We start from the raw sequence: 16,227 nt of genomic DNA, 5'->3' as shown, positions 1-16,227 counted from the left end.
GGTGTGCTTGCATTGATTACATTATCGCTAGAAATCCTTCTGATCTCCGTCCTCGCCGGGATTACCGGTTCGGTATTGGGCCTCGGGGGAGGGATTATCGTCACTCCGGCGCTCACGCTCCTCTTCGGCGTCAGCATCGAGCATGCGATCGGCGCCAGCATTATATCGGTCATCGCGACCTCAAGCGGTTCGGCGATCGCTTATATCCGCGACCGGATTACCAATCTTCGCGTCGGCATGTTTCTGGAGATCGCCACGACTACCGGAGCGATTACGGGAGCTTTTATCGGAGGGTTGATCGCTCCAAACTTGCTCTATATTATTTTTGGCGTTCTGCTCGCTTATTCGGCGCTGAATATGATCAAGAAAAGGAAAGAGGACCGGCCGGATCAAGCCAAGTCGAGTCCTGCCGCGGAAAAGCTGCGGCTCGAAGGAACCTACTACGACAAAGCGATCGGGCAGCATGTGCCGTATCATGTCGGCAACGTATACGGGGGCTTTTCGGTGATGTACGGAGCCGGAGTCATCTCCGGGCTGCTCGGGATCGGCAGCGGCAGCTTTAAAGTGATGGCTATGGACATGTTCATGAAGCTGCCGCTGAAGGTGTCGACGGCTACCAGCAACTTTATGATGGGCGTTACCGGCGCCGCAAGCGCCGGGGTATATCTGCTGCGGGGGGATATCGATCCGCATATCGCGGGGCCCGTCGCTTTGGGCGTGCTCGCGGGAGCGACGGTCGGAGCCCGGATTATGCAGCGACTGAAGAGCAAAACGATCCGAATGTTGTTTATTCCGGTACTTTTATACGTGGCGTTGCAAATGATCTTTCAGGGAGCGGGGCTGAGTCTATGAAGAATAAACAAGATTTAACCGATGTCGAACTGGCCGTAAGCCGCTGGCTCCGAATCGGCGTACTGATAAGCGCCGCCGTCATTTTTACCGGTTTGATCTTCTTTTTCGTTCAAGGCGACAGCGGTTATCACGACGGCGCTTATCCGCATAACCTGCGGGATATTATGAAGGGGTTGCAGGCATGGAAGCCTTACGCCGTCATTACCGCCGGTTTGATTCTGCTGATCCTGACCCCTGTGCTGCGGGTCGCCATATCGATATGGGTATTCATGCGGGAAGGGGACAAACTATATACCGCCATTGCCGCCGTCGTACTCGTCATTTTAATCATCAGCTTTTTGGTGGGAAAAGCATAAACCAATACGCAAACGTCCCGTTACGCCGGTTAAGGCGGAACGGGACGTTGGATCATCCTTTTACCGCTCCGGCCGTAATGCCGCGCGCCATCTGTTCGGTGAACAGCAGGTAGATCAGAATGGTAGGCAGCGCGATCATCGTCATCACGGCGAATTGGGCGCCGTAATTGGAAGAATATTCGCCGGCGAATTTCATGATCGAGAAAGGAATCGTCTTGAGCTTCTCCGATGTAATGAAGGTATTGGCCATAATGAACTCGTTCCAACAACTGATAAAATTGAGCACGCTGACGGTGGCGATGGCCGGTTTCGTGATCGGGAGAATGATGCGGAATACGACGCCGAACACGCCGCAACCGTCCATGACGGCCGATTCCTCGATCGACCGCGGGATCGTTTCCAGAAAACCGGTCATAATGAACATGCTGATCGGAATCGAGAACGCGATATACGGCAAAATCAAGGTAAACATATTGTTGAGCATGCCCAGCTTGTTGAACAGTATGAAGTTGGGCAGCAGCGTCGCGTGGATCGGAATAATCATGCCGAGCATAATCAGATTCAATACCGTTCCGCGCAGCTTCCAATTCATGCGCGTAAACGCGTAGCCCATCATCAAGGCGAACACCGCCGAGACGACGACCGTAATCGTCGTAATCAGCAAACTGTTGAAAAAGTAGCGCGGTACGCGTCCGTAGGTGAAGGCATTGATATAATTTTCCCATTGCGGCGGATCCGGCCATTTCAAAAAAGAGCTTCCGAAGAAATCTCCGCTCTTGAGCAAAGAGTAGTCGGCCAGCCAAATGAGCGGGAACAACTGCATCGAAGCGATCGTACTCATAAAAACGAACAGCAACATTTTCGGCCATTTGCCCGCTCCGGGCGGTTTGCCGGGATGCGCTGCGGCCGGCACGGATGCCGCGGTACGCGGCGAAGTCGAATTCATCGTCAAAACTTACGCATCTCCTTCCGGTTAAAATTCTCCGACATCTTTTTTCAACGCTTTATTGAGGATAACGGTCAGAACAAGGCAAAATACGATGAACAAAATGGAAATCGCGTTGCCGTATCCGTACAACGATGAGGAGAACGCAACTTTATAGAGATAATTGCCGAGAAACTGCGTACTGTTCGCCGGACCGCCGTTCGTCATCAGGAAGACGGTCTCCATCTGCTTCAGGCAAGTAATGACGGCGATGACGATCGCCACGCGCGCCATCGGCATGAGCAGCGGCAGCACGACATGGAGATAAAGCTTCGCATTCGTCGCGCCGTCCAATTTGGCGGCTTCGTGCAAATCTTTCGGAATGCCTTGCAAACCTGCGTAATACAGGAGCAGGGCGTACCCGAACCCTTGCCACATGACCACGATAATGATCGCCCAGATCGCCGTGGACGAATCGCCGAGCCAGTCGTGCTTCAACGCTTCCAGACCGATGCTCTCCAGCAATTTATTGAACAGCCCGTAATTCGGGTGAAATATGCCCGCCCAAAGTTTGGCCGTGACGACAATCGAAATGACGGCCGGAATGAAGAAAATCGTACGGAACAGCTTCTCGAATCTGCCGCAATGCTGCAGGAATATTGCGAGCAATATCGCAACCGGATGCTGCAGCAAAACCGTTGCCGCCGCGAGCAGCAGCGCATTTCGCAAAGACCGCCAGAACACCTCGTCATGCAGCAAAATCTCTTTATAATTGCCCAAACCTACAAAATTGTATTTTCCGATTCCTCCCCAATCGGTCGATCCGTAATAGGCGCTCATCAATACGGGAATGCAAATCATAAAGACGAACAGAAGGAGACCGGGAGCGACGAGGAGGAAAATCGTTTTTTTGTCGCTAATTATTTTATGCATGGAATCATCCCGCCTTTATCGGTACAACGGGAGCGGAGGAATCCCCCGCTCCCGCTTCCCGCTTACTTGCCCGCCACTTTATCCGCTGCGGCGTCGAGCGCCTTGGCGAATTCCTCGGGCGTCATTTTCTCGTTCAATAAGCTTTGATGCGCTTCCATTACTTTCTGCTTGAACTCGTCGGTTGCGACATCCTGCAGCGGCGTGCCGCTGGAAGAAGTCATGTTGTTGAAAATATCGATGAGTTGCTTTTGCAGTTCCGTTTCGTCGCCGGTTAGAAATTCGTCGAATTTTTGCGCAGGCGTTCCGGCCCCGCTCTGCCATACTTGCTTTGGCCAATGGTCAGGCTGGAAAAAATATTTCATGAAATCGACGGCCGCTTCTTGATGCTTCGAGTTTTTGGAGATCGCATAACCGCCTCCGTACCATGCCGTAATATCCGTTTCCTTCCCTTTATCCGAGGCCGGGAACGGGAAAGCGCCGACATTGTTGCGGAATTCCTCGGAGAAATTCGTATCCGTCGCAAGGCCCGCTTCCCAGTTCCCCATAAAGAACATCGCCGCTTGGCCTTGGCCGAACAAGTTTCTGGCCGCGCCGTAATCGGCGGTTAGCCAGCCGTCGGCGAACCCTTTCGCCTTGGCGAATTCCTGCATGTTTGCGGCAGCCTGCACCAGCCGTTCGTCCGTAAACGAAATTTGCCGTTCGAACGCTTGGTCCATGACGTTAAAGTCTCCCGTAACGCGCTGCGCGACATAGTCGTACCAAATCGGCAGCGTCCAGCCGTCCATGCCGTTCATGGCGATCGGATTGACTTTGTTTTCGCGCAATTTTTTGACGGCCGCGAGCAGATCGTCGGTCGTCTTCGGCACTTCGATTCCGTTATCCGCGAATATTTGTTTATTGTAGTACATAATGGCGTAGTCCGTATTTCTCGGCAAACCGAACAGCTTGCCGTCTTTGGAGAAGCCGTCGAGAGAACCGGCAACGAAGTTGCTTGACGCAAAATCGGACGGATTCAATTCGAGCAGCAAATCGTTATCGAGCAGCGGGCTCAGGAAGGAAGGCTGTCCCCAAGCTTGAATGATGTCCGGCAGTTCGTTGGTTGAAGCATACACTTTGATTTTCGATTTATACGGTTCGTCCTGCAGCGCTTCGACTTCGATTTTGACATTCGGGTTTTCGTTCATGTATGCGTCGATAATATCTTGTTCGACCTTGCCGATTCCGTTTGTCCGATCGGCCAATGCCGTGAAAAATTTCAACGTAACCGGATCGGCGGTCTTTTCGTTTTTCGTTTCTTGCTCCGTTCCCGTCTCCGGCGGCTTGTCGGCATTCGATCCGGTATTCCCGGCGTCCTTCGTTCCGCAGCCTGCCAAGCCGATCGCGAGTATAAGGGATAGCAGCAGCAGCTTCATACTTTTCATTCGTTTCCCCACCTTCTTCGTATTTTGAGAGCTAGCTCCAATGTGCAACTTTATCTTATCGATTTCATAACGCAATAAACATGTGCGAAATTTCAGATGAATGTAGGCATTTTTCAGTTGTTGGTCCGAACCTGTTTCTGGCTCTCGGCAATTCCGTTATACTACGAATACAACCTTTCCTATTGAAAATGGTGATCACTTGAAGAAAACAGCCCGATATTTCAACTGGTATGTAAACCGGTCGATCCAGTTCAAGCTGTTGTTCTGGTTCGTTCCTCTGCTTCTGGCGATGATTGCGATTATGGGCTGGAGCTCCTACTATATCGCCTCGAAAGAAGTGGTGGACAAAATCAAGCAGGCGCAGGACCATTTGACGAAAAAGACGACGGATCAAATCGATCTGATGGCGAAAGACACGATCTATTTTGCCAACAATTTATTTCTTAACGCGGGGGTGCAGGAACTGCTTACGTCCCAGGATCCCACGCCGGAGAGGCAGAAAGTATTTCGGACGGTGTCCAATATGATGGTGGCCAGCAATTCGGTGCAATCGCTCATTTTGTATAAATTGCAGGAGGGGAACTACGAATTCGTCCCGTTCGGCGTCGATCAGACCGGAGTGACGAGCGCGATGACGCTGGAGAAGTTTCAAGAGACGCCATATTATCGGGAAGCGATCGCGGCGGACGGCAAACCGGTGTTTCATTTATTGAAGCCGTCGGAAGCTTTATTCGTCGGCGACCCCAATGAGAAAGTCATCCTTACGAAAGTCATCAAGAACATTTACGATTTGAAGCATGCCGGCATGATGGTCATCGGCATCGATGCGCATAAAATCGGCAAGCAATACTTGGAAGCCGCCAAAGACGAAGCGGATATGTTCGTCATGGACCGGGAAGGCATGATCGTCTCGGCGACGAATCGCCAATGGATCGGCAAACGCGATTTGGATTTGCCGTATTTCCAAGATTCGAATCCGGACCTGACGACGCTGGACCGCTTGCAAAGGAAGGCGGAGCGTTCCGAATGGGTCATCACTTACGCGGAATCGCCGACGACCGGATGGTATGTCGTCGTCATTCAGACGAAACAAACGTTGGTGCGGGAACTCGGCCGGATCGGACTGTTAAGCGTCACATTGACGGTCGTCTGTTTATTATTAAGCTTGATCGTTACGTGGATGGCGGCGACGATGATTACGAAACCGCTCAAAAAATTGACCCGGTCGATGAAAAGATTGCAAACGGGCGATTTTACCCAGCGCGTCAATTTTGCCGGCGCGGACGAAATCGGGCAGCTCGGCTTTTGGTACAACACGATGGTGCAGCGCATGAAAACGTTAATCGACGATATGTACGCTTCTCAATTAAAGCAAAAAGAAGCGGAATTGAAAACGCTTCAAGCGCAAATCCGGCCTCATTTTTTGTACAACACGTTAAATACGATTTGCTGGTCTGCCGAACGCAAAGGAGAGCGGGAAATCGCGGACATGGTTTATTCCTTATCGCAAGTATTCCGTTTAAGCTTAAACGACGGCAAAGATTTTTTTACGCTGGAACAAGAGATTGAACTGGTCAAACATTATTTGTTCTTACATAAAACCCGGTATGCCGGCCAATTCGATTTCGACATCGAGCTCGCTCCCGAAGTCCGCGGCTTCGTCATTCCGAAGCTTATGATTCAACCGCTTGTGGAAAATGCCGTCATTCACGGGATCGAGCCGCTCGGAGGCAACGGCCATATTTCGATACGCGCTTGCAAGGAAGGAGATCTCGTCACGATCGAGGTGCTCGATAACGGTATCGGCATGGAGACGGGCAGGCTCGAATTTTTGCTGCGCGCCGCTGCGGAGACGGCGAACGGCGCGGGCGCCGTCCGGATGGAACGGCGTTCCGGTTTCGCGCTCGCCAATATGCGGGAACGGCTGCAGTTGGCGTTTCCCAATGCGGTCATCGAACTTGACAGTACCGAAGGGGCGGGAACTTGCGTGAAAATTCAAATTCAGGTAAAGGAGTGACGATCGATGGCGTTAAAATTGTTCATCGTGGAGGACGAACAAACGATACGCGAAGGCATTCTGTCGATGATCGATTGGGAGAGGCATCAAATTGATGTATGCGGCGAGGCGGCGAACGGGAGAGAGGCGCTTCCTTTGCTGGAACGGCACCGGCCGGACGTATTGCTGACCGATATCCGCATGCCGTACATGGACGGGCTGCAATTGATCGAAGAGGCGCAGCGGGCGGGCCTTGATTTTCGCGCGATCGTGCTGTCCGGATATAATGAATTTTCCTACGCGAAACAAGCGCTGAAACTCGGAGTGTTGGACTATATATTGAAGCCGTGCCGGCCCGACGATATTTTGAAGATCGTTTTGGAGGCGAAGTTGGCGATCGAATCCGAGCAATCGGCCAATTTCGACCGGAATAAACGGGACCAGGCATGGAATAGAAATATGCATTTGCTCAAAAATCAAGTGCTGTCCCAATGGATTCATTATCCGAAAATACCGCTTGAGCGCCGCGAAGGGCTGATCGCGGAATTGCAGATGGCCATCGTTCCGGTTATGCTGCAAGTCGGACTAATCCGTTTCGATACGACGCGGTTCTCGCCCAATTACGGCGAACCGGATTGGGAATTAATCCGATATGCGGCGCTCAACATCGTTCTGGAAACGTTAGCTCCGGTTTACCGGGGAAAGATCGAAGCGTTTCGCGACGGAGACGATTTGCTATGGATCGCTAACGCGACGCTGGCGGAAGCAAGTGCCGGCGAGACCGGCACCGGCGCGGATGAGGAGTTGAAAAGCAATCTCGGCTTATTGCAGCGCAATCTCGAAATCTACTTGAATTTATCCGTCAGCATTGCGGTCGGCACGTGCCGGGAATCGGTCGACGATGCGCACATCTCTTACCGGGAGGCGCTGCAAGCGATGAATGTGCGATTTTACCGGAGCAAAGGCGGAATCTTCCTGTATAACGAGACGGCGCGCAAGGAAGGAGAGCAGGAGGAAGGGACGATTTTGGACGATGAAGCCTTCGACCGGCTTGAACGGGAAATCGTCATGCAAATGCGAGGCGCCGCTTATGAGCAAGCGCTGGACAAGATGGAGCGCTGGCTTGAACGCTTCCAGACGGCGCCGCGGTACGGCAAGCACGAAGTAAACGTTCGCGCGACGGCGTTCATTCTCGAACTGCAGCGGTTGGCGGAGGAGAAAAACGCGACGACCTTCGAATGGAAACAACATTTGGTCAACTGGATGGAGCAAATTCCCCAAGTCGAGACGCTCGACGAATTATCGACCATTATGAAGAAAATTATGCAAAGTCTAGTAGAGGCTCTATGCCGTCAGCGTTCGCTCCATCGAACGGTACAGCTTGCCGTCGATCTGATCCGGGAAAAGTATAATACGAATCTTACCTTGGATGCCGTCGCCCGGGCGGCCTACGTCTCCAATACTTATTTGAGCTCTTTGTTCAAACAGGAGTTGGGAATCAATTTTCTCGATTATTTGCACCAGTACCGGATCGAAAAAGCGAAAGAACTGCTCGCCCAAAACTTGAAAATGTTCGCGGTCGCCAAGCTTGTCGGATATCAGGAAGAGCGGCATTTCAGCGCAACGTTCAAAAAGTGGACCGGTTTGACGCCTTCGCAATATCAGAAAGGGCTGCAATAAAATCGATAATAGATTAAATATATGGTAAAATATAAGTAGTAGATTATTTCTCATCTGCAAACAGGATGCAAGCGCTTCTATCAATCGGTTGAAGGAGTGATTCGGAATGTGGTTCTGGAAACGGAAAAAGAAAGCGAAAGAACAACCGCAACAATCGAAACGCATTCACGCAACTCTGAAAGAGGTAGAAAACGCCGTATTGCAGTTTGAAGAACAGCTTCCGCCCACGGTGAAACGAACGATACTGATCGGGAAGGACAATCGTATCGACTTTTCGCAGTTAACCCGTTTTTTGGGCGGGGAACCGAGCGAATCTTTCTATATGAGCAAGGAAACCTATGAAATATTCGGCGAGAACGACAAGATGATTCCTCAATATTTGGATTCGGTGCAGGCGGCGGTCGACGATTACGTGTCGGAACATAACAAGCTGCCCGTCGTGCCGGATCGCCCGGACGGCCTGGTGCACTACGATTTGTTGCTCCGGGATCGTTATTTAAAGGAAAAACCGCCGATTCCGATGTATATTACCGACGATGAATTTATGGTTACGCACCGCAAGCCGGAATCCGGATAGAAGAAAGGACGAAGATCGAAGTGGATTTGCAGCATTTGAAACAGCTCGTGCAAGAAAGCGGCAATATCGTCTTTTTCGGAGGCGCGGGCACGTCGACGGAAAGCGATATTCCCGATTTTCGCTCGGCGAACGGACTATATCAGACGAAGAGCCGGCATCGCTATCCCCCGGAAACGATGTTAAGCCGCGATTTTTTCATGCGTCATACGGAGGAATTTTACGAATTTTACCGAACCCGCATGATCTATCAAGACGCGAAACCGAATGCGGCGCATGCCGCTTTGGCCGCATTGGAACGGGAAGGGCGGCTGAAGGCGGTCATCACGCAAAATATCGACGGTTTGCATCAACTGGCGGGAAGCGTTAACGTCTTGGAACTACACGGCTCCGTGCATCGGAATCATTGCATGGATTGCGGAGCGTTTGCTTCGCTCGACGACGTGCTTGCGGCCGGGGGTGGCGACGCGGGCGCCGTACCGCGCTGCAGCCGCTGCGGAGGCGTAGTGAAACCGGATGTCGTGTTGTATCAAGAGGAACTGGATCGAGAGACGCTGAACCGCGCCATCCGGCATATCGAAGAAGCGGATGTGTTTATCGTGGCAGGCACTTCGCTGACGGTATATCCGGCGGCGGGATTGGTTCGCTATTACCGGGGAAATAAATTGATCCTGATCAACAAATCCCCGACGGCATATGACGGACATGCCAACTATGTATTGCAGGAAAGCATCGGCAAAGTAATGAGCGCATTTGTCGAGCCATAAATTTCTTATCGAGTTCTCCCGCCTCGGGGCGACCGCACGTTTAGCATAACGGGTCGATCCGGGGTTTTGCTCGTTTTATCCTTCTTTTCAATTCATGAAAGTTATTCCCCGATATGAATTCAAACAATGGCCGGCGAGGCCTTTTTTCATACAATGAAATCGATTGGAAACGGTTTTGAAATATTCGTTTTCAGAAAATACTTTTCAAATTTAATTGTTTTAGATATAATTAGTATAACAAGTATTCTGGCAATGCGGAAATCGATGCTTGTGAATGAGACGAAAGACGGAGGACAGAAGGATGCGGGATGACGGCGAAAGGAACGGCGCGGGGCAGGAATCGATCGGATTTCTAATCGGACAAGCTTACCGGAAAATCAGCCATGTGCTGACGATGCGGTTTAAGCCGTTTGACATTACGCTGGAACAATTTGCGGTATTGTTTCGCTTGCACGAAGACGACGGGATTACGCAGAAGGAGCTGGCGGAACGCAGCGGCAAAGATCAGCCGACCACGACGCGCATTTTGGATTGCTTGGAGCGCAAAGGAATGATTCGCAGGCAACCGAAAACGGACGACAGACGCGCCTATTCGATCTATATGACGGAGGAAGGCCGCCGGATTGCCGCCCAATTGCTTCCGATCGAAAAGGAAACGTTGGAACAATTGACGGAGGGAATCCCGGAAGAACAAATGGTTTTATTCAGACAAATGCTTACGATTATACAGACTAGAGGTGTCATGCTTGAAGGAACAGACAGAGAACAACAACGCTAGACTATGGACCAAAGATTTTATATTGTTTACATTATCGAGTTTATTCATATACTTGAACTTGCAAATGATTACGCCCGCCCTGCCGGCTTATATCGCGGACCGTTTCGCGGCAAGCAGCTTTACGATCAGCCTGGTCGTCAGTTCTTTTGCGCTCTCGGCGATCGTGGCCCGGCTGTTTGCCGGAAAGGCGCTCGCGAACGTTAGCCGGAAGAAGTTTTTCGTTGCAGGCCTACTTGTTTATATATTGGCGTCGGCCGGTTATTATTGGTTAGGGACGATTGCGCTGATCGTATTGATCCGCATTATTTACGGCGTCGGCTTCGGTATTGTAAGCACGACGATGGGGACGGTCGTCTCCGACATCGTGCCGGCGAAACGGATGGGCGAAGGAATGGGCTATTTCGGTTTGTCGACGAGTTTGTCGATGTCCATCGCTCCGGTTATCGGTCTTTGGCTTCTGGATTCTTACGGCTTCGGGCGGCTTATTTTCATTTCCACTTTGTTGGTAGGCGTCGTGCTGTTATTCGTGCCGATGATTCGTTTCGGCTCCGGAAAGGCCGCGCGCATCCTTCAGCCGGCCCGCGCAAGCGGAGCGGGAAGCAAAAAATTCGATTTTTTCGATAAAAGAGTGCTGCTTCCCTTCTCCTTGAATTTATTGTTGTCCGTTACTTACGGAGGATTGATCAGCTTTATTACGTTATTCGGCAAAGAAAACCATCTTGCCAACGTCGGGTGGTTTTTCTTGTTTAATGCGATGGCCGTATTGCTGGTTCGGCCGTTCTCGGGCAAAATTTTCGATGCGAAAGGGCATATCGCGATTTTGCCGGCGGGCGGATTATTCGTTATCGCGGGCCTGACGATATTGTCGTTCGCAACGTCGTTCGGCATGCTGGTCGTATCGGCCGTCTGCTACGGGATCGGGTACGGCATGATTCAGCCCTCGCTGCAAGCGTGGTCGATTCAGCGGGTCAACCCGGAACGGCGCGGCGTAGCGAACGGCATGTTCTACAATTCGATCGATTTGGGCATTGCGATCGGTTCGCTCGCTTTGGGCGTGATCGCATTGAAGCTTGGCAGCTACGCGATGATGTTCCGTTTATCGGCTTTGTTTATGGCCTTGTTTCTAGTCATTTACGGCTTGTCTTTCGCCTTGGCGAAACGAGTGGAGGTAGCCGCAACCGAAAAAGCGGCAGGATAAGCGGAGGAGGCGTCGCGTCGTTCCGACCCCTGTTTCGCGGAAATGTCGAAGAACCTAAGAGGAACGCTCTTAGGTTCTTTTGTTATGGAATCGACCGGCATTGGAATTCCTCCAATGCTTTGGCTATTCGCAAACCCCGCGGCGGCATTTCATTGGATTCTATCCAATAGATTCCGCAAAAACGCGGCCGAAAAACAAAATTGGGATCAATCTATTGGATGTTTTCCAATAGATCATCATTTAACTCGGCAAAATGGCGTTTTTTGTTGTATATATTCCAATGGTGACCGGCGGGTCGCACGAGACAGCATTGTTAATCCCAAAATATGCAAACAAAGGTTCTGCGTTCCGCTCATGACAGGGGACTTTTGGTATACTATAATGAAGAAGACAAAGCTATATTCATAGAAATCATACCATTGTATGTTTGAGACGGATAGCGGATAGAAACAAGCATGGGGAAGGACGGTTTTCGAATATGAAACTGTTTCATACTGCCGACTGGCATTTGGGAAAATTGGTGCAGGGCGTCAATATGACCGAGGATCAGCAATATACGCTCGCGCAATTGATTGCCGACATCGAAACGGAGAGGCCGGATGCCGTCATCATTGCCGGCGATTTATACGACCGTGCGGTTCCGCCCGCAGAGGCGGTGCAATTGCTTGACAGCATCCTGGAAACGATCGTGCTCCAATTGAAAGTTACGGTTCTGGCGATTGCGGGCAATCACGACAGTCCGAGCCGCCTGAACTTTGGCAGCAATTTGATGCGAGCGTCAGGATTACATATCGCGGGAGAGCTTACATATCCGCTGGAACCGATCGTAATGCGGGACGGAGACGGCGAAGTTCATTTCCACCTGGTTCCTTATGCCGAGCCGGGGAAGGTGCGCCATTTGTTCGGCGATGAAAGGATTAGAACCCATAACGACGCCATGGGAAAAATAACGGAAGCGATTCGCGCGAAGATGGATCCGCAAGCCCGCCATGTGCTGGTCGGCCACGCTTTCGTCACGCCGCAAGGGGAAGCCAGGGACAATACGAGCGATTCGGAACGTCCGCTGTCCATCGGCGGGGCGGAGCATGTGAGCGCGGAACATTTCCGGGGCTTTGCCTATACGGCGCTCGGTCATCTGCATCAGGCGCATCATGTGGGAAGCGGGACGATCCGTTACGCAGGTTCGCCGCTGAAATACTCCATCTCGGAGGAACATCACCGCAAAGGATATTTGATCGTGGAGCTGGATCGCGAGGGGAACTCGCATATCGAGAAGCGGGAGCTGATTCCAAGACGCGACATGCGGACCGTCGAGGGACGAATCGAGGAGATCGAGCGGCATCGGATCAACGAAGACTATGTGTTCGTGCGCTTGCTGGACGAGGCTCCGGTGTTGTCGCCGATGGAGCGGATTCGTTCTGTATACCCGAATGCGATGCATGTGGAACGGAAGACGCCCGTCGCCGGACTTGGCGGAGAGGCGGCAGCCGCCGCAAATGGGCGGGCCAAGATGGACGATCTTTCGCTGTTTCAAGCATTTTATTATGAAGTCAGAGGAACGGAGCTTCCGCCGGAAACGGAGCAGCTGTTCGTCGAAACGCTGCAGGAACTGCGTCAGGAAGAAGGTGAGCGCGATGAGGCCGCTGAAGCTTATCATGACGGCGTTCGGGCCGTATAAAGACAGAGAGGAGATCGATTTCACCGAACTGGAAGGCCATCGGTTATTCGTCGTATCGGGCAATACGGGCGCCGGCAAAACGTCGATCTTCGACGCTATTTGCTTTGCCTTGTACGGGGAAGCGAGCGGGGAGGACCGCAATGACAGTAAAATGCTGCGCAGTCATTTCGCGGATGACGATACGTATACGTCGGTCGATTTCCAGTTCGAGCTGAAAGGCCAGGTATACCGCGTCTTCCGGCAGCTCGCCCATGTGAAGGAAGGCAACAAAAGCGCGACCGGCGACCGCTACGAGCTGTACGGGATCGTAGACGGCCGGGAAACGCCGCTGACGGACCGCTTTATCGTTACGCAAGTGAACGAGAAGCTGTCCGAAATGATCGGGCTGACGAAAGATCAGTTCAGCCAGATCGTCATGCTGCCGCAAGGGGAATTTCGAAAATTGCTGACTTCCGAAACGGAGAATAAAGAGGAAATTTTGCGCCGCATCTTCAAAACAGGATTATATAAAATCGTTGCCGACCGGTTGAACGAGAAGCGCAGACAGATGCAGCGCGTTTGCGAGGAATTGGCGGGCATCCGGGAATACCATATGAACCAGGTGCAAGGCGCTCTGTCCGGCCGCGAAGGCTCCGACCTGCAGCGCGTATTTGCTCAGGAGCATTATAATACGCATCAAGTTCTGGAAGCGCTGGATCGGGAGACGGAGCATTATGCGGCGCGAATCGAAGAGCTGAGCCATAAGCTGCGGGAGCTTTCGGCCGAGTTCCAACGACAGACGGCGTTGTATCATCAAGCGCAAAGCGTGAACGAACAATTCGATCTATTGGACCGGAAAATTGCGGATAAACAACAGCTTGAAGACCAAGCCCAACATTTCGAACACAAGACGAAGCAATTGCACTCGGCCGAGAAAGCCGTCCATTTAGAAATGTATGAGCGCCACGATGCGGAAATGTCCGCCCTGCTCGTTCGCAGAACGAAGCTGTATGAAGAGGCGGCGGCCGAATGCTCGCAAGCGGAGGCCGCTTTGCAAGACGCCCGCGTTCGGTACGAGCGGGAAGAGGCGAAAGGCGAGCTGCGCGAGCAGGCGGTGCGCGAGTTGGAACGATTGCAAGGATTGGCGCCGATCGTGGAAAATTTGGAGCGGAAGCGGAACGCCATTGCCGAATTGGAAGCCGAAACGGCGCATAAGGGGAAGCAATTGCAAGCCGCCGAGGCGGAGCTTGCCGCGAAACGAACCGAGCGGGAATCGATATCGGCGCAACTGAAAACGTTGGAGGAACGGGTCGGCCGGTTATCGGAGCGAACGGAGAAACTCGCGGCGCTGCGGGAGCAAGCGGCTGTCGTGCAAGAATACTTGAAACTGGTGCAAACCGCGGAACAAGAGCGGAGGGAAGAAGCGCGGCATCAAGCGGCTTTCGAGCAGGCGGAGCGGGCTTATTCAGAACTCGAAATCCGCTGGGTGGAAGGACAAGCGGGCATTCTCGCCCGTCATTTGCATGACGGCGATCCCTGTCCGGTTTGCGGAAGCGCCGAGCATCCGAGGAAGGCGGAGGAAACCGGCAATATTCCTTCTCGCGAGGAACTGGACCGGATAAGAAGCGAGAAGAGCGGCATGGAACAGCAGTATCTCCAATCGAAAGCGATGCTCGCGGCGACCGTCAAGCAAATGAGAGAGAAAGAGCAGCGGATGAGAGAGCACGGTTTCCTTATCGAAGGAATCCAGGAACGGTTCCAAGCGCTTGTGCAAGAAGGCAAATCGTTAGCCGCGGAAGTGAACGGATTAAAAGACGATAGCGTCAAACTGTCCGCTCTGAAACAGTCGCTTGAGGAGCTCGACGCCAAAGTTGAGCAATTGAGCAAGCTTAAAGACGATCTGAATCGAAGTCTCCAGGATACGAAAGAAACGTATGCCGCGGAGAAAGCACTTTATCAGCAAGCGCTGGCGGCGATCCCCGAAGAAGTGCGCGATTATGAAAGGCTCGCGGAGCGGATGCGAACGACGGAAGAACGCAAGCGGCAGTTGGAGGCCGATTGGAAATTAGCGCAGCAGCAGTACAAGGAAGGAAACGAGCGGTATGTGAAAGCGGCGGCAGGCGTTAGCCACGCGCAAAATCAACGGATCGAAGCGCAGGCGGACAAAGAGAAGGCTGGCCGCAGCTTCGTCCAAGCGATGCGGCAAGCCGGCTTTGAGGACGAAGCCGCCTATCATGCGGCCAAGATGAGCGAATCGGCCCAAACGGAACTGAAAAGACAGATCGAGGAATACCATCTCACACTGTCCTCCTTGCGCCGGCAAATCGAGGAGTTGACCGGGACGCTCTCGGGTAAGGCAAGACAAAAACTTGCCGAGCTTCAAGGACGTTTGCAAGCGTTGGAACAACAAATCGAATCCGTCCGCAACTTACATATGCAAGCTCAGAACGACTACAAGAAAGGAACGGAGGCCAAGGCGAACATTATCGAAGCCGAGCGCAATTGGAAAGAAGCGGAATACCAGCATCAAGTCATAAAAGATTTATATGATGTCGTCCGCGGAGAGAACGGCAAAAAAATCTCCTTTGAGCGGTACTTGCAAATCGAGTTTTTGGAACAAATTATTCATATCGCAAACGAGCGGCTGCAGCGGATTTCGAGCGGACAATATTATTTGGTCCGCAGCGACCGTCTGGAAAAACGGGGCAGGCAAAGCGGTCTCGGCCTTGACGTTTACGATAATTACACGGGACAATTGCGGGACGTCAAGACGTTGTCCGGCGGAGAGAAATTCAATGCGTCGCTCTGTCTGGCGCTCGGCATGGCGGACGTCATTCAATCCTACGAAGGCGGAATTTCGCTGGAAACGATGTTTATCGACGAAGGCTTCGGCGCCTTGGACGAGGAATCGTTGAGCAAGGCGATCGATACATTGATCGATTTGCAGCAGTCCGGACGGACGATCGGCGTCATCTCGCATGTCCAGGAATTGAAACAGGCGATCCCGGCCGTGCTGGAAGTGAAGAAAACGAAGGAAGGATACAGCTATACCCGTTTCAACGTAAGCTGATTCGCGTTTCTTGTCTTAAC

Annotated in this window: 13 protein-coding genes; 10 read left to right on the top strand and 3 right to left on the bottom strand. The window is 52.2% G+C overall.

Annotated elements, in window-relative coordinates:
• The first annotated feature begins 12 nt into the window (after positions 1 to 12).
• Both LQ229_RS01335 and LQ229_RS01330 read left to right on the top strand, forming a co-directional pair.
• Positions 13 to 852 carry a sulfite exporter TauE/SafE family protein gene (locus tag LQ229_RS01335; protein WP_216537268.1) on the top strand — a complete coding sequence of 280 codons (840 nt, stop codon included), beginning with the start codon at positions 13 to 15 and terminating at the stop codon, positions 850 to 852.
• On the top strand, positions 849 to 1,208 hold the full coding sequence (locus LQ229_RS01330) for a DUF1634 domain-containing protein (RefSeq protein WP_230190742.1): 360 nt from the start codon (positions 849 to 851) through the stop codon (positions 1,206 to 1,208). Before LQ229_RS01335 ends, LQ229_RS01330 begins: the two co-directional genes overlap by 4 nt.
• A gap of 52 nt (positions 1,209 to 1,260) precedes the next feature.
• Here LQ229_RS01330 and LQ229_RS01325 read toward each other — a convergent pair whose 3' ends face one another.
• The 3 genes from LQ229_RS01325 to LQ229_RS01315 form a co-directional block, all read right to left on the bottom strand.
• Entirely contained in the window at positions 1,261 to 2,154 is an 894-nt protein-coding gene (locus LQ229_RS01325) for a carbohydrate ABC transporter permease (protein WP_230190805.1), read from the bottom strand.
• Positions 2,155 to 2,181: 27 nt separating this feature from the next.
• A complete protein-coding gene (locus LQ229_RS01320; protein WP_230190741.1) occupies positions 2,182 to 3,066 on the bottom strand; it encodes a sugar ABC transporter permease in 885 nt (294 codons plus the stop codon).
• Between the two features lie 62 nt (positions 3,067 to 3,128).
• Positions 3,129 to 4,487, bottom strand: a complete 1,359-nt coding sequence (locus LQ229_RS01315; protein WP_230190740.1) for an extracellular solute-binding protein — start codon at positions 4,485 to 4,487, stop codon at positions 3,129 to 3,131.
• Positions 4,488 to 4,686: 199 nt separating this feature from the next.
• Here LQ229_RS01315 and LQ229_RS01310 point away from each other — a divergent pair, with 199 nt between their 5' ends.
• From LQ229_RS01310 to LQ229_RS01275, 8 genes are all read left to right on the top strand, one after another.
• Positions 4,687 to 6,504, top strand: a complete 1,818-nt coding sequence (locus LQ229_RS01310; protein WP_230190739.1) for a sensor histidine kinase — start codon at positions 4,687 to 4,689, stop codon at positions 6,502 to 6,504.
• Between the two features lie 6 nt (positions 6,505 to 6,510).
• Complete coding sequence (locus tag LQ229_RS01305) at positions 6,511 to 8,163, top strand: response regulator (RefSeq protein WP_216537273.1); 1,653 nt, start codon at positions 6,511 to 6,513, stop codon at positions 8,161 to 8,163.
• A gap of 106 nt (positions 8,164 to 8,269) precedes the next feature.
• Positions 8,270 to 8,740 (top strand): DUF3939 domain-containing protein, encoded by a 471-nt coding sequence (locus LQ229_RS01300; RefSeq protein WP_216537274.1) that lies wholly within the window; start codon positions 8,270 to 8,272, stop codon positions 8,738 to 8,740.
• Between the two features lie 20 nt (positions 8,741 to 8,760).
• A complete protein-coding gene (locus tag LQ229_RS01295; protein WP_216537275.1) occupies positions 8,761 to 9,504 on the top strand; it encodes an NAD-dependent protein deacylase in 744 nt (247 codons plus the stop codon).
• Positions 9,505 to 9,778: 274 nt separating this feature from the next.
• Entirely contained in the window at positions 9,779 to 10,282 is a 504-nt protein-coding gene (locus tag LQ229_RS01290; protein ID WP_230190738.1) for a MarR family transcriptional regulator, read from the top strand.
• A complete protein-coding gene (locus LQ229_RS01285) occupies positions 10,251 to 11,480 on the top strand; it encodes an MFS transporter (RefSeq protein WP_216537277.1) in 1,230 nt (409 codons plus the stop codon). The genes LQ229_RS01290 and LQ229_RS01285 overlap by 32 nt, the downstream gene beginning before the upstream one ends.
• 478 nt (positions 11,481 to 11,958) lie before the next feature.
• Positions 11,959 to 13,158 (top strand): exonuclease SbcCD subunit D, encoded by a 1,200-nt coding sequence (locus LQ229_RS01280; protein ID WP_230190737.1) that lies wholly within the window; start codon positions 11,959 to 11,961, stop codon positions 13,156 to 13,158.
• Positions 13,115 to 16,207, top strand: coding sequence for an SMC family ATPase (locus LQ229_RS01275; protein WP_230190736.1), 3,093 nt, complete (start codon positions 13,115 to 13,117; stop codon positions 16,205 to 16,207). Before LQ229_RS01280 ends, LQ229_RS01275 begins: the two co-directional genes overlap by 44 nt.
• Positions 16,208 to 16,227: the final 20 nt, after the last annotated feature.

It is taken from the genome of Paenibacillus sp. CECT 9249 (assembly GCF_918697855.1).
In the GTDB taxonomy this organism is placed as follows: Bacteria; Bacillota; Bacilli; order Paenibacillales; family Paenibacillaceae; genus MSJ-34.
Note: the sequence above shows the minus strand (reverse complement) of the source record. Positions and strands in the feature narration are given on the sequence as shown.

What these genes read in the sequence shown, in the direction of transcription:
- LQ229_RS01330 (WP_230190742.1), top strand. Translation starts at nt 849, where the DNA reads ATGAAGAATAAACAAGATTTAACCGATGTCGAACTGGCCGTAAGCCGC.
- LQ229_RS01325 (WP_230190805.1), bottom strand. Translation starts at nt 2,154, where the DNA reads ATGAATTCGACTTCGCCGCGTACCGCGGCATCCGTGCCGGCCGCAGCG.
- LQ229_RS01320 (WP_230190741.1), bottom strand. Translation starts at nt 3,066, where the DNA reads ATGCATAAAATAATTAGCGACAAAAAAACGATTTTCCTCCTCGTCGCT.
- LQ229_RS01315 (WP_230190740.1), bottom strand. Translation starts at nt 4,487, where the DNA reads ATGAAAAGTATGAAGCTGCTGCTGCTATCCCTTATACTCGCGATCGGC.
- LQ229_RS01305 (WP_216537273.1), top strand. Translation starts at nt 6,511, where the DNA reads ATGGCGTTAAAATTGTTCATCGTGGAGGACGAACAAACGATACGCGAA.
- LQ229_RS01300 (WP_216537274.1), top strand. Translation starts at nt 8,270, where the DNA reads ATGTGGTTCTGGAAACGGAAAAAGAAAGCGAAAGAACAACCGCAACAA.
- LQ229_RS01290 (WP_230190738.1), top strand. Translation starts at nt 9,779, where the DNA reads ATGAGACGAAAGACGGAGGACAGAAGGATGCGGGATGACGGCGAAAGG.
- LQ229_RS01280 (WP_230190737.1), top strand. Translation starts at nt 11,959, where the DNA reads ATGAAACTGTTTCATACTGCCGACTGGCATTTGGGAAAATTGGTGCAG.
- LQ229_RS01275 (WP_230190736.1), top strand. Translation starts at nt 13,115, where the DNA reads ATGAGGCCGCTGAAGCTTATCATGACGGCGTTCGGGCCGTATAAAGAC.